This window comes from Streptomyces roseolus (genome assembly GCF_014649855.1).
Classification (GTDB): domain Bacteria; phylum Actinomycetota; class Actinomycetes; order Streptomycetales; family Streptomycetaceae; genus Streptomyces; species Streptomyces roseolus.
Genome location: NZ_BMTV01000001.1, coordinates 25410 through 39224 on the forward strand (window position 1 = coordinate 25410; position 13815 = coordinate 39224).

General features: G+C 71.4%; 12 protein-coding genes. 4 read left to right on the top strand and 8 right to left on the bottom strand.

Going from position 1 to position 13815, the window contains the following annotated elements:
- The first annotated feature begins 2 nt into the window (after positions 1–2).
- On the top strand, positions 3–1319 hold the full coding sequence (gene cseC / locus IE245_RS00125; protein ID WP_189944488.1) for a two-component system sensor histidine kinase CseC: 1317 nt from the start codon (positions 3–5) through the stop codon (positions 1317–1319).
- A 131-nt stretch (positions 1320–1450) separates the two neighbouring features.
- Here the strand turns inward: cseC and IE245_RS00130 are convergent, their stop codons facing one another.
- Positions 1451–3028 (bottom strand): MDR family MFS transporter, encoded by a 1578-nt coding sequence (locus IE245_RS00130; RefSeq protein ID WP_189944489.1) that lies wholly within the window; start codon positions 3026–3028, stop codon positions 1451–1453.
- A gap of 106 nt (positions 3029–3134) precedes the next feature.
- On the opposite strand from IE245_RS00130, the gene IE245_RS00135 reads away from it, so the two are divergent.
- On the top strand, positions 3135–3689 hold the full coding sequence (locus IE245_RS00135; RefSeq protein ID WP_189944490.1) for a TetR/AcrR family transcriptional regulator: 555 nt from the start codon (positions 3135–3137) through the stop codon (positions 3687–3689).
- Positions 3690–3701: 12 nt separating this feature from the next.
- Here IE245_RS00135 and IE245_RS00140 read toward each other — a convergent pair whose 3' ends face one another.
- Positions 3702–4406, bottom strand: a complete 705-nt coding sequence (locus tag IE245_RS00140; RefSeq protein ID WP_189944491.1) for a M23 family metallopeptidase — start codon at positions 4404–4406, stop codon at positions 3702–3704.
- A gap of 476 nt (positions 4407–4882) precedes the next feature.
- Here IE245_RS00140 and IE245_RS00145 point away from each other — a divergent pair, with 476 nt between their 5' ends.
- A complete protein-coding gene (locus IE245_RS00145) occupies positions 4883–7810 on the top strand; it encodes an NACHT domain-containing protein (protein WP_189944492.1) in 2928 nt (975 codons plus the stop codon).
- 71 nt (positions 7811–7881) lie between these two features.
- On the opposite strand, the gene IE245_RS00150 is transcribed toward IE245_RS00145, so the two are convergent.
- Positions 7882–10401 carry an ATP-dependent Clp protease ATP-binding subunit gene (locus tag IE245_RS00150; RefSeq protein ID WP_189944493.1) on the bottom strand — a complete coding sequence of 840 codons (2520 nt, stop codon included), beginning with the start codon at positions 10399–10401 and terminating at the stop codon, positions 7882–7884.
- A 473-nt stretch (positions 10402–10874) separates the two neighbouring features.
- Between IE245_RS00150 and IE245_RS00155 the strand changes: the two genes are divergently transcribed.
- Positions 10875–11471, top strand: coding sequence for an SCO3374 family protein (locus tag IE245_RS00155; protein WP_189944494.1), 597 nt, complete (start codon positions 10875–10877; stop codon positions 11469–11471).
- Here the strand turns inward: IE245_RS00155 and IE245_RS00160 are convergent.
- The 5 genes from IE245_RS00160 to IE245_RS00180 all read right to left on the bottom strand — a co-directional run bounded on the left by IE245_RS00160 (position 11450) and on the right by IE245_RS00180 (position 13782).
- Positions 11450–11785 (bottom strand): histone-like nucleoid-structuring protein Lsr2, encoded by a 336-nt coding sequence (locus tag IE245_RS00160; RefSeq protein ID WP_189944495.1) that lies wholly within the window; start codon positions 11783–11785, stop codon positions 11450–11452. The two genes, IE245_RS00155 and IE245_RS00160, sit on opposite strands and share 22 nt — an antisense overlap.
- 164 nt (positions 11786–11949) lie before the next feature.
- Positions 11950–12459 (bottom strand): amino-acid N-acetyltransferase, encoded by a 510-nt coding sequence (locus IE245_RS00165; protein WP_150229043.1) that lies wholly within the window; start codon positions 12457–12459, stop codon positions 11950–11952.
- 15 nt (positions 12460–12474) lie between these two features.
- Positions 12475–12888 (bottom strand): BlaI/MecI/CopY family transcriptional regulator, encoded by a 414-nt coding sequence (locus IE245_RS00170; RefSeq protein WP_189944496.1) that lies wholly within the window; start codon positions 12886–12888, stop codon positions 12475–12477.
- 130 nt (positions 12889–13018) lie between these two features.
- Positions 13019–13195, bottom strand: coding sequence for a hypothetical protein (locus IE245_RS00175; protein ID WP_189944497.1), 177 nt, complete (start codon positions 13193–13195; stop codon positions 13019–13021).
- A gap of 14 nt (positions 13196–13209) precedes the next feature.
- Positions 13210–13782, bottom strand: coding sequence for a hypothetical protein (locus IE245_RS00180; RefSeq protein ID WP_189944805.1), 573 nt, complete (start codon positions 13780–13782; stop codon positions 13210–13212).
- Between the last annotated feature and the right edge of the window lie 33 nt (positions 13783–13815).

The following is a 13815-nucleotide window of genomic DNA, read 5'->3' on the forward strand; positions in this document are numbered from 1 at the left end:
CGGTGAGAGCGCTTCCGCTCCGCACCGGCGTCCGCTGGAAGATCGCCCTGGCCATCGCGGCGGTCGGCGCGCTGATCGCGGTCACCCTCAGCGTGGTCGTGCACAACGCCGCCCGGATCTCGATGCTCGACAACGCGCGCGAGGTGCAGATGGAACGGCTGCTCTTCGCCCAGCGCCTCTACGAGACCTCCAAGCCGAGGGAGCCGCGCTTCGGCGCCAAGATCAACGACCCGGCGCTGCCGGACCAGCTCGACCAGCTGATGCGGGACCAGCGGCGGGGCACGTACGTGCAGGAGCACCGGCACGGCGGTCCGCCGGACGTGTGGGCGGCGGTGCCGCTGGCCAACGGCGACGTGCTCTCGCTGCACATCCCCTTCGCCGACCGCAGCGCCACGATCATGAAGGACCTCGACCGGGCGCTCGTCATCGGCTCGGTCTCGGTGGTCTTCGGCGGCTGCGCGCTCGGCATCCTCGTCGGCGGGCAGCTGTCCCGGCGGCTGCGGAAGGCCGCGGCGGCGGCCGGCCGGGTCGCCCAGGGCAACGGGGACGTCCGGGTGCGGGACGCCGTCGGCGGAGTCGTACGCGACGAGACCGACGACCTGGCGTGGGCGATCGACTCGCTCACCGACGCGCTGCACGAGCGGATCGAGGCCGAGCGGCGGGTCACCGCGGACATCGCGCACGAGCTGCGCACCCCGGTGACCGGGCTGCTTACGGCGGCCGAGCTGCTGCCGCCGGGCCGTCCGACCGAGCTGGTGCGGGACCGGGCGCAGGCGATGCGGACGCTGGTCGAGGACGTGCTCGAGGTGGCCCGGCTCGACGGGGCCTCGGAGCGGGCGGAGCTCCAGGAGATCGCGCTCGGCGAGTTCGTGGACCGGCGGGTGCGGTCGATGTTCCCGGACGCGGAGGTCCGGGTGGTCCACGAGTCCTGGGTGTCGACCGACCCGCGCCGCCTGGAGCGGATCCTCGGCAATCTGCTGGCGAACGCGGCCAAGCACGGCAAGGGCCCGGTGGAGGTCACCGTCGAGGGCCGGGTGGTACGGGTGCGGGACCACGGCCCCGGCTTCCCCGAGGCACTGCTGCGCGAGGGCCCGAGCCGCTTCCGTACGGGCACGAGCGACCGCGCGGGCCAGGGCCACGGCCTGGGCCTGACGATCGCGGCCGGCCAGGCGCGGGTCCTCGGCGCCCGGCTGACCTTCCGGAACGTCGCCTCGGAGGGCTCTCCGGAGGGCGTCGGCGGGGCGGTCGCGGTGCTGTGGCTGCCGGACCACGCGCCGACGAACACGGGGAGCTTCCCGATCCTGCGGCTCCCGGAGTAGCGGCGGGGGGACGCGCGCGTGGGGCCGGGCTGATCATGCAACCGCCCCTGATCACCGCGTTCAGCCGGGGTACGCGCGCGTGGGGCCGGGTTCCCGTCGGAACCCGGCCCCACGCGCGCGTGCGACGGCGGTCAGACCGTCTCGGCGACCTTGGCCGTGCCCTCGTCCGCCGGCTTCTCCGCCGTCGCGGGGCCGGCGCCGCGCAGCGCCACCTCCTTGACGAAGAAGGCGAGGACGAAGCCGACGACCGCGACCGCCGAGCCGACGAGGAAGGCGGAGTGGGTGCCGGCGGCGACGGCGTGCTGGTAGGCCTCGCGCAGCGCCTCCGGCAGCTCGGCCAGGCTCGCGGCGTCGAGCTGGGCGGTCCGCTCGGTGAGGCCGGAGCCGCCGCGGGAGGCCATCTCGTCCTGGACCCGGCTGGTGAAGAGGGCGCCCATGACGGCGACGCCGAAGGAGGAGCCGAGGGTCCGGAAGAGGGTGGTGGAGCTGGAGGCCACGCCCATGTCCTTCATCTCGACGCTGTTCTGCGCGACGAGCATGGTGATCTGCATGAGGAAGCCCATGCCGGCGCCGAGCAGGGCCATGTAGACGCCGGAGAGCAGGCGGCCCGTGCCGGTGTCCATCGTGGAGAGCAGGAAGAGGCCGGCGATCATCAGGGCGCCGCCCGCGATGGGGAAGGCCTTGTACTTGCCGGTGCTGGTGGTGACGCGGCCGACGACCAGCGAGACGACCATCATCGACAGCAGCATCGGCAGGAGCAGCAGGCCGGAGTTGGTGGCCGAGGCACCCTGCACGGACTGCTGGAAGATCGGCAGGTAGAGGACCGCGCCGAACATGACGAAGCCGGTGACGAAGCCGATCAGGGACATCAGCGTGAAGTTGCGGCCGCGGAAGATGTGCAGCGGCATGATCGGGTCGCTCGCGCGGGTCTCCACGTACAGGAAGGCGGCGAGGGCGAGCGCGCCGCCGACCGCGAGGCCGACGACGGTGGCCGAGCCCCAGGCGTACTCGGTGCCGCCCCAGGTGGTGACGAGGACGATCGCGGTGATGCCGACGGTCAGCAGCGCGGCGCCGAGGAAGTCGATCCGGGTGCCGGCCGCCCGCCGCTTCTTCGGCAGGTGGAGGACGGCGGTGACCATGGCGAGGGCGACGGCGCCGAGCGGCAGGTTGATGTAGAAGGACCAGCGCCAGCCCCAGTGGTCGGTGATGGTGCCGCCGACCAGCGGGCCGCCGATCATGGCGAGGGCCATCACGCCGGCCATCATGCCCTGGTACTTGCCCCGCTCCCGGGGCGGGATCAGGTCGCCGATGATCGCCATGACGCCGACCATGAGACCGCCGGCGCCGAGGCCCTGGACGGTGCGGAAGCCGATGAGCTGGCCCATGTCCTGGGCCATGCCGCTGAGCGCCGAGCCGATCAGGAAGATGACGATCGAGGTGAGGAAGACGCCCTTGCGGCCGTACATGTCGCCGAGCTTGCCCCAGATGGGGGTGGAGGCGGCGGTGGCCAGGGTGTAGGCGGTGACGACCCAGGACAGGTGCTCCAGGCCGCCGAGCTCGCCGACGATCGTCGGCATCGCGGTGCCGATGATCATGTTGTCCAGCATCGCGAGGAGCATCGCGATCATGAGGGCGAGGAGGACCACGCGCACGCTGCGCTGGGTCTCCGGCTCCCCCGCGGTCTGTTTCGATGGTGCGGTGCCCGTCATGGCCGTCCCCTTACTTGCCGCCCGGCTAGTTACTACACTGGGGGACGGTAGGCGTGTCACTTGCCGGTCGTCAAGTAAGTTTTGTGGAAAGTGGGAGTGAACAGCCATGGCCCGAGGCAACACCCGCCAGCGCATCCAGGACGTGGCTCTCGAACTCTTCGCCGAGCAGGGCTACGAGAAGACCTCGCTCCGGGAGATCGCGGAACGCCTCGACGTCACCAAGGCCGCGCTGTACTACCACTTCAAGACCAAGGAAGACATCATCATCGGGATCTTCCAGGACCTGACGCGCCCGATGGACGAGCTGCTCGCCTGGGCCGCCGAGCAGCCGCGCACCCTGGAGACCAAGCGGGAGATCCTGCGCCGCTACCAGCTCTGCCTGCTCGCCGCGGCCCCGCTGTTCCGCTTCATGCACGAGAACCAGGCGACCGTGCGCGAGCTCAGCATCGGCCTCACCTTCAAGGAGCGGCTGCTCGCGCTCTACGAGTACCTCCAGGACCCCGAGGCGCCGACGAAGGCCCGGGTCCGCGCCATGAGCTCGGTCTTCACCCTGCACGCGGGCACGTTCTTCCTGCAGAACGACGAGGACGACCCCGAGGAGAAGCAGGAAGCCGTCCTCGAGGTCGCCCTCGATCTGATCGAGCAGGCCCACCGGGCCTGACACGCGTCAGCGTCAGATGGTGACGCCGTGGGACCGCAGGAACGCGGCCGGGTTGATGGCGGAGCCGTAGTTCGGGGTCGTACGGATCTCGAAGTGCAGGTGGGGGCCGGAGGAGTTGCCGGTGTTGCCCGAGAGGGCGATCCGCTGGCCGGCGGCGACCTTCTGGCCGATGTGGACCTTGATCTTCGACAGGTGGGCGTACTGCGAGTACGTGCCGTTGGCGTGCTTCACCACGATGGCGTTGCCGTACGCGGGGCCGTCGCCGCCGCCGTTCGGGCCGGCCTTCACGACGGTGCCGGAGCCGGCGGCCTTGACCGGGGTGCCGGTCGGGACGGCGAAGTCCTGGCCGGAGTGCTTGTGGGCCCACATGGCGCCGCCCTGGTTGAAGCTGGCGCTCAGGGCGTACGAGGTGACCGGCTTGACCCAGCCCTTGGCCTTCTTCGCGGCGACGGGCTTGGCGGCGGCCTTCTTGGCCGCGGCCTTCACCTGGGCGGCCTTGGCGGCCTGCGCCTTGACGGCCTTCACCTGGGCGGCGGCCTTGGCCTGGGTCTCGGCCTGCGCCGCGACGGCGGCGGCCGCGGTACCGGCGACCGGGGCGACCTTGCTCTCGGCGGCGAAGGCGGACCCGGCTCCGGCCACCAGCGACGCTCCCATACCCGCGGCGGCGAGGGCGACGGCGGTGGTACGGACGACGGGGTTCATGACGCGCTTCGACATACGGGGGAAGACCTCCGGACAGAACGGGACCCGACGCGATCGGTGCGTTGCGCCGGGCTGGCCGTTCCTTGGTAACCCGCCACCCAGGTCATCCCAAAACACCCCATCTACGACACAAGGTCGTAGCGATCTCCCCAGGAATACGGCTCTTGACGCCTCCACCCCCCACCCCTCAAATCGGACATAACAACCCAAGATTTCAGGTTTAAGGGCGTGTCACCGAGGCCAGGAAAGGCCCGAAAGACGGCCCTGCGCCCGATTCGGGCGACTCGGGACCCAAGTCCTGATGGTTGACGGCTGAACGTCCCGATTAGCCCGGTATCAGCACTACGATCCCGTCTAGTACCCTTCAAAACCCCTGTGCGCCTTGTCACCGGCCGGCCCCTGCCCTTGCGACCTGGGTCACGCAACCGGAGCCTCCCGGAGGCCGTCCCGCACTACGCTGACGGCATCCGGGGACGTACGGGGGGACACACATGGAACCGGCACTCATCGGCACCCGACTCGCATCGGCCGCGATCGGGCCCCTGCTGAAGAAACTGCTGGCCGGCGACGCGCCGGGGGCCGGACTCACCGGCACGGACCGCCCCGTACGGCTCGCCTCCCTCCTCTCCTTCCGCGGCGAGAAGCGCACCCTCACCGAGAAGGACGTCCGGAAACTGGCCGCGACCCTGGTGGCCCGCACCTGCGAGGGCCCCGGCGAGCCGCCCTTCCCCGCCGACGAGACCGAGGCCGTCACCGACGCGCTCGCCGCGAACCTGCTGGCCCTCGGCGACCTCGACATGGACGACGTCCAGGCCGTCCACCTCGGCCACGAGGCCCTCGCCCGGCGCCTGCGCGCCGCCGCGCCCGCCCCCGACGGCCTCTCCGCGGACTCCGTCCACTACCTGGAGGCCGCCACCGACCGGGCCTGCCGCCACATCCTGGAGTTCTTCACCAGCCGCCCCTCCTTCCTCGCCCGCACCCTCGTCGAGCAGACCCGGGGCCAGGCCGCGCTGACCGCGAAGCTCGACGCGGTGGCCGCCGCGAACCCCGGCCCCCTCACCGAGGACGCCGCCTTCGAACGCCGCTACCTCGCCCACCTGGCGCGGAAGCACGGCCACCTGACGATCTACGGCATCGACCTGCGCGACGCGGCGGAGGAGTGGCCGCTCGACGTGGCCTACCTGTCCCTGGAGGCGGCCGGCACGCCCCCGGGCCCCGAACCCGAACCCGCCGCCCATCACCGCCAGGAGTACGCGTCCCTCCGCGCCGACCTCGCCCTCGCCGCCCACGACCGGGTGCTGCTGAGGGGCCTCGCCGGCTCCGGCAAGACGACCCTCGTCCAGTGGCTGACGGTCTCGGCGTGCGCCGCGCCCCCGGCCGACGGCATGGACTACCTCCACGGCCGCGTCCCCTTCGTCCTCCCGCTGCGCACCCTCACCCGCCACGGCGAGCGGCTCCCCGACGCGGAGCGGTTCCTCTCCGCCGCCGACTGCCCGCTCACCCCGCCCGACGGGTGGGCCGACCGGGTCCTCGCCGCCGGCCGGGGCCTCGTCCTCGTCGACGGCATCGACGAGATCCCCGAGGCGGAACGCGGCCGGGCCCGGGACTGGCTGCGCGGGCTCCTCGCCGCGTACGGCACCGGCAACCGCTGGCTCGTCACCTCCCGCCCCACCGCCGTACGCGACGACTGGCTGGCCCGTGACGGCTTCACCGAGCTGACCCTCTCCCCCATGTCCCCCGCCGAGGTCGCCACCTTCGTCCGCCGCTGGCACCGCGCGGCCGGCCCGGCCGCCGCGCCGTACGAACAGCAGCTCCTCGACTCCCTCCGCACGACGGAACACGTGGCCCAGCTGGCGACGAGCCCCCTGATGTGCGGTCTGATCTGCGCCCTCCACCACGAACGCCGCGGCTACCTCCCCCGGGGCCGCAAGCCCCTCTACGACGCGGCCCTCTCCCTCCTCCTCGCCCGCCGCGACCGCGAACGCGGCATGGGCGCTCCCTACGGCGTCGACCTGGACGAGGCCCCCCAGGTCCAGCTGGTCCAGCGCCTGGCGTACTGGCTGACCCTCAACGACCGCCTCGTCATGGACCGCGCCCACGCGCGGTCCCTGGTCACGGAGGCCCTCCCGGCGATGGGCCTCACGGACCACACCCCGGACCAGGTCTTCACCCACCTCCTGCACCGCAGCGGCCTGCTCCGCGAGCCCACCGCCGACACGGTCGACTTCGTCCACCGCACCTTCCAGGACTACCTGGCGGCCAAGGCCCTGGTCGACCACTGGGACATCGGCGTCCTCGTCCGCCACGCGACGGACGACCGCTGGGAGGACGTCATCCGCATGGCCGTCGGCCACGCCCGCCCCCGCGAGGCGGCGGAGATCCTGCGCGAGCTGCTGAGCGCGGCGGACGCGTCCGAGGACCGCCGCACCCGGCTGCGCCTGACGCTGCTGGCCGCGACGGCCCTCGGGCACGCGACGGAGGTCTCCCAGGACGTACGGGAGGAGATCACACGGCGTACGGGGGAGATCATCCCGCCCCGGGACCCGGACGAGGCGCGCGAGCTGGCCCGGGCGGGGCGCATGGTCCTGGACCTGCTGCCGGACCCGGCCGGGCTGGACGGCCGGGCGGCGGAGATGGTGGTGATCGCGGCGAGCCACATCACGGTCGACGCGGCGATCCCCTACCTGGCGCGCTTCGCCGCCCATCCGAGGCTGGACGTACGGGCCCAGCTCGTCTGGGCGTGGCAGCGCTTCGAGACCCGGCCCTACGCGGAGGCGGTCGTCGCCCGGCTGGACCCGACGGAGCTGCGCCACATCGTCAGCGACGACGCGCAGGCGGACGAACTCCTCCGGCTCGGCCTCGCCCCGGCCCGCCTGGAGATCGGCGAAGGCGTGGGCGACGACCGGGTGGCGGCACTGCTGGGGCGCTGCGACCTCACGACGCTGGTCGTCACCCGGGGCGCCGGGCAGGCCTTCCCGGCCGCCCTGAGCCGGCAGGAGAACCTCGAAGAGCTCTCGCTCCTGTGGATGACGGCGACGCCGTGGAAGCTGGCCGACCTGCCGTCGGCGCCCCTGCGCGAGCTGTACGCCAGCCACGCCCCCGAGGACGGCCTCGCCGGTCTCGCCCGCTTCCCGGACCTGCGTCACCTCTCCCTGTGGGGGACGCGCCACCGCCACGAGGAGTACTGGCGGGCCCTCCCCCTCCTGAGCCGCCTGGATTCCCTGGTGCTCGACCCCCACGTCGTCACCCTGTGCCCGGAGGACGTCGTCCTGCCGTCGGTGACGAGCCTCCACCTCCAGGAGGTTCCGCCCGGGGTTCCCCTGGCCCGCGTCTTCCCCCGTCTGCGGCGGGTCGTGGGCCCCCGCCACCTGCTCCTCGTAGGAGTCGACAACCTGCCGCCGTACATCCAGGTCGTATGACGAAGGGGCGGCCCCGGAACCAGCTGGTTCCGGGGCCGCCCCTTCAGACCGCTACACGCTCAGCGCGTGCGTCACGCGTCCTTCGAGAGGTTCGGGCCGCTCTCGCCCGCCACGACCGGCGGGGCGTCGGGGAGGGCCGCCTTCTCCTCGCCGCGGAAGGTGAACTTCTGCTCGTCGCCTTCGCCCTCGGTGTCCACGACCACGATGTGGCCGGGGCGCAGCTCGCCGAAGAGGATCTTCTCGGAGAGCGAGTCCTCGACCTCGCGCTGGATCGTCCGGCGCAGCGGCCGGGCGCCCATGACCGGGTCGTAGCCCTTCTTCGCGAGGAGCTCCTTCGCGGACTGGGAGAGCTCGATGCCCATGTCCCGGTCCTTGAGGCGCTCGTCCACACGGCCGATCATCAGGTCGACGATCTGGAGGATGTCGTCCTGGGTCAGCTGCGGGAAGACGATGATGTCGTCCACACGGTTGAGGAACTCGGGGCGGAAGTGCTGCTTCAGCTCCTCGCTGACCTTCGCCTTCATCCGCTCGTAGTTGGACTTCGTGTCGCCCTGGGCGGCGAAGCCCAGGTTGAAGCCCTTCGAGATGTCCCTGGTGCCGAGGTTGGTCGTCATGATGATGACCGTGTTCTTGAAGTCCACGACCCGGCCCTGGGAGTCGGTCAGGCGACCGTCCTCCAGGATCTGGAGCAGGGAATTGAAGATATCGGGGTGGGCCTTCTCGACCTCGTCGAAGAGGACGACGGAGAACGGCTTGCGGCGCACCTTCTCGGTGAGCTGGCCGCCCTCTTCGTAGCCGACGTATCCGGGCGGCGAACCGAAGAGACGCGACACCGTGTGCTTCTCGCTGAACTCCGACATGTCGAGGGAGATCATCGCGTCCTCGTCGCCGAAGAGGAATTCGGCGAGGGCCTTCGAGAGCTCGGTCTTACCGACACCGGACGGACCGGCGAAGATGAACGAGCCACCGGGACGCTTCGGGTCCTTCAGGCCGGCACGGGTACGGCGGATGGCCCGCGAGAGGCCGATGACGGCGTCCTTCTGGCCGATGACGCGCTTGTGGAGCTCGTCCTCCATGCGGAGCAGGCGCGAGGACTCCTCCTCGGTCAGCTTGAAGACCGGGATGCCGGTGGCGGTCGCGAGGACCTCGGCGATCAGCTCGCCGTCGACCTCGGCGACGACGTCCATGTCGCCGGCCTTCCACTCCTTCTCCCGCTTGGCCTTCGCGGCGAGGAGCTGCTTCTCCTTGTCGCGCAGGGACGCGGCCTTCTCGAAGTCCTGCGAGTCGATCGCGGACTCCTTGTCGCGGCGGACGCCGGCGATCTTCTCGTCGAACTCGCGGAGGTCCGGCGGCGCGGTCATCCGGCGGATGCGCATCCGGGAGCCGGCCTCGTCGATCAGGTCGATCGCCTTGTCCGGGAGGAAGCGGTCCGAGATGTACCGGTCGGCCAGGGTCGCGGCCTGGACGAGGGCCTCGTCGGTGATGGAGACGCGGTGGTGCGCCTCGTACCGGTCGCGCAGGCCCTTGAGGATCTCGATGGTGTGCGGCAGCGACGGCTCGGCGACCTGGATGGGCTGGAAGCGGCGCTCGAGGGCGGCGTCCTTCTCCAGGTACTTGCGGTACTCGTCGAGCGTGGTGGCACCGATGGTCTGGAGCTCGCCGCGGGCCAGCATCGGCTTGAGGATGCTGGCGGCGTCGATCGCGCCCTCGGCGGCGCCCGCACCCACGAGGGTGTGGAGCTCGTCGATGAACAGGATGATGTCGCCGCGGGTGCGGATCTCCTTGAGGACCTTCTTCAGGCGCTCCTCGAAGTCACCGCGGTAGCGGGAGCCGGCGACCAGCGCGCCGAGGTCCAGGGTGTAGAGGTGCTTGTCCTTGAGGGTCTCGGGCACCTCGCCCTTGACGATGGCCTGCGCCAGGCCCTCGACGACGGCGGTCTTGCCGACGCCGGGCTCGCCGATGAGGACCGGGTTGTTCTTGGTGCGGCGGGACAGCACCTGCATGACCCGCTCGATCTCCTTCTCGCGCCCGATGACCGGGTCGAGCTTGGACTCGCGGGCGGCCTGCGTGAGGTTGCGGCCGAACTGGTCGAGGACCAGGGACGTCGAGGGCGTGCCCTCGGCGGGACCGCCGGCGGTGGCGGCCTCCTTGCCCTGGTAGCCGGAGAGCAGCTGGATGACCTGCTGCCGGACCCGGTTGAGATCGGCGCCCAGCTTCACGAGGACCTGGGCGGCGACGCCCTCGCCCTCGCGGATCAGGCCGAGCAGGATGTGCTCGGTGCCGATGTAGTTGTGGCCGAGCTGGAGGGCCTCACGGAGCGAGAGCTCCAGGACCTTCTTGGCACGCGGGGTGAAGGGGATGTGCCCGGACGGGGCCTGCTGCCCCTGCCCGATGATCTCCTCAACCTGCTGGCGGACCGCCTCGAGCGAAATCCCGAGGCTCTCCAGGGCCTTAGCGGCGACACCCTCACCCTCGTGGATAAGGCCCAGAAGGATGTGCTCGGTGCCGATGTAGTTGTGGTTGAGCATCCGGGCTTCTTCCTGAGCCAGGACGACAACCCGCCGCGCGCGGTCGGTGAACCTCTCGAACATCGTTAATCGCTCCTCAGAGCGGTCAGTCAGTTAGGGGTCGATCCCCTCCCTGTCCTTCCGCAGCTTAGTCCCGCAAGCGGGGACCGCTCATTCCAACTGCCGACATCCGTCCGGATCACCCCCTTGTCCATGGGGTGGCCCGCTGCCGAACAGCCGACAAATGCTCCAACTCGATGGTGCGAGACGATGTTCCCGCAGGCCAAGTAGTTACCCCCGCCTTGAGTACGCCGATGGCGAACGCGAGACGGACCGGCCGTACGAGTCACCCCTCTCCACTAGGAATGTCTTACCCGTCGGGTCCGACACTCCATGCGGCGCACCCGGGTTCCCTCCGCTACCAGCGAACAGAGTTGCGTCGCCGAATGCGCGCGTACGCCCCATTACCGGACACCTCGGGTACCCGGACCGGAACGTTACGTCACCGGTCTCGCCCGGGGCCGTAACCTCCCCGGCCCCCCGGGAGTTCCCCGGGCATGGCCCTCGCCGTCCCCTCTCCCCGTCCGCCGCTCGACGGCGGCCGGGAACTCGCGCTCTGGTACGAGCGGGAGCTCGGGTGGGCGACGGTGCCGGGTCCGCCGACGCAGCTGGTGACGGGGCTCCGTTTCGACGTCCTCGACCTGCCCGCCGCGGCCGGCCGGGGGGTGCTGCGCCGGGTGGGCGCGGCGACCGGTCCCGTGGCCCTCCTGGGGCGCCGGATGCGGCTCCTGGTGGCCGCGGGTGGCGCGGAGGAGCTGCCCGGCCTGCTGGAGTGGCTGGAGTGGGGCGGTATCTCACTGGACCTGGTGGCGCTGGGCGCCGACGGCCGGATGACCGCTCCCCCGCCGCCGGGGCGGGGCGGATCCGGCGCGCCGGGCGCCGGCGCCTGGCTGCGGGCCCCCGAGCCGGGGCGCGAGGTGGAGTCCTCGCTGCCGGCTCCGCGGTCCGGGCCGTGGGGCCGTGCGGAGGCCCCGTGTCTGACGCGCCTGGTGGCCGCGGCCGCGGTGGAGTGCCACCGGCTGCGGCTGCTGAGCGCCCGGGCCGGCGGGCCGGCGGCTCAGCGGGGGGCGCCTCAGCGGTTCGCGTCCTCGTAGGCCGCCTTGACGTGGGCGGGGACGCGGCCGCGGTCGTTGACCTCCATGCCGTTCTCCTTGGCCCAGGCGCGGATCTTCGCCGTGTCCTGGCTGCCGGAGGCGGCCACGCGGCCCTTGCCGCGGCCCGCGGTGGTGCGGCCGCCGGTGCGGCGCCCGCTCGTGGTGTACGGCTCGAGCAGGCCACGGAGCTTCTCCGCGTTGGCGGTGGTGAGGTCGATCTCGTAGGTCTTGCCGTCCAGCGCGAACGTCACGGTCTCGTCCGCCTCGACGCCGTCGAGGTCGTCGACAAGAAGGACCTGAACCTTCTGTGCCACCGGATTTCCTTTCATCGAAAATGCAGTACGCGGAAAGGAAACCGCTTTTCCCGGAAAAACACAAACCCCTGGGAGGGGTTCAGATCCCCGGCAACGCGGGAAACGTGCGCGATTCGGACATAGGGTTCCAGCGGGGTTCCGCGGGGTTCCGTCGCGGGGATAGGTCACAGGTGCAGAAGCATCCGGCTGTTGCCCAAGGTGTTCGGCTTCACTCGTTCGAGACCGAGGAACTCGGCGACGCCCTCGTCATAGGAACGGAGGAGCTCGGCGTAGACATCTCCGTCGACCGGGGTCTCGCCGATCTCGACGAAGCCGTGCTTCGCGAAGAACTCGACTTCGAAGGTGAGACAGAAAACCCGGCGCACGCCGAGCCAGCGTGCGGTCTGCAACAACTTGGTGAGCAGCTGATGACCGACGCCGGCGCCCTTGAACTCGGGATCGACGGCGAGCGTGCGGACTTCCGCGAGGTCTTCCCACATGACGTGCAGGGCGCCGACTCCGACGACCTCCGCGTCCTCGTCGCGTTCCGCGACCCAGAACTCCTGGATGGCCTCGTAAAACGTCACCGTCGCCTTGTCGAGGAGGATGCCGCGGCGCGCGTAGGGGTCGACCAGGCGTCGCACAGCGGCGACGTCGGAGGTGCGGGCACGGCGTACGGTGACGGCTTTCGACATGGGGGGACGGTACCGCTAGGAGGGCTCCGGTTCCCCTTCACCCTCCTCGGGCGGGGCGGGGAGCGGGCTGTCGCGCTGCACCATGCGGATGGCGTCGTTCAGGGACACGCGCTGTTCCGGGGACATCATCCCGAAGAAGGCGACGAGGGCGGCCGCGGGGTTGTCGCTCTGCGCCCAGGCCTCGTTCATCAGGGCGGCCGAGTAGGCGGCGCGGGTGGAGACCGCCGTATATCGATAGGCGCGGCCTTCGACTTCCCGGCGCACCCAGCCCTTCTGATGGAGATTGTCCAAGACGGTCATGACGGTGGTGTAGGCGATGGAGCGTTCCTGCTGGAGGTCTTCCAGGACTTCCCGGACGGTCACCGGGCGGTTCCATTGCCAGATGCGCGTCATGACGGCGTCTTCGAGTTCTCCCAAGGGGCGCGGCACAGGCTCACCCTAGTGGGAGGTAACGGGAATAGCGGTTATTGGTGGACGAAGCGTGGCCATAGCACCCCGTCGCATGACAAAAGGGGCGTCGACCGGTGACGGTCGTACGCCCCTCGGGGTCCGGCGGGTGCTACGCCTGGGGCCCGTCCGACTGGCGGGCGGCCTCCGCGCGGGCCATCGCCGCGTCGACCGCGGCGTCCTCCTTGGCCTTGTTCGGGCCACCCTGCGACTTGACGATCACGACGATGAGGGCGATGAAGAACGCGGCCATCACGACGGGCGGCACGAGCGCGGAGACGTAGTCCATGCCGTCCAGGGTAGCTAGCCCGCGGCCCGTTCCTCGGGCGGGGGCGGGGGAACCGGGCGTCGGCGTGGCGGGAAGACCTCGGAGGGCTTGGGGACCGGGCGCTCGGAGGGGGCGGGGGCCGGCTGCTTGGGGCGGGGCTCCTGGGCGGCCCGGCCGCCGGGCAGGGCGAGCAGCCGGGCGCGGGAGGCGGCCGGGGTGCTCCCGGTGGCCTGGGAGACGCGCGCGAGGCGGGACCGCACGGAGCGCTCGGCGAGGGGCTGACAGCGGTCGAGCAGCCGGGCGGCGGCCGGGTCGGCGCGCAGGGCGCGCAGGGCGGCGAGGTCGTCGGCCCCGGGGTCGTACCCGCCGGCCAGCGCCTCCTCCAGGCGCTCCAGGTAGCCGGTGAGCGAACCGGGGAGGCTCTCGCGGTAGCGGACCAGGTCGGCGAGGAGGAAGGCGCGCATCCGGCTCGCCTCGCGCACCGCCTCGTCCAGGGAATCGGCCAGACGGAGGGCGTCGCGGACGTCCTCGTCCGGGAGGGGGGCGGGGTGGAGGGCGTTGGCGAGGGCGCGACGGAGCACACGCAGCTCGTCCGCGCTGAACGCCATGCCGCCGCGGGATCCGTAAGGCGTGGGCATGGG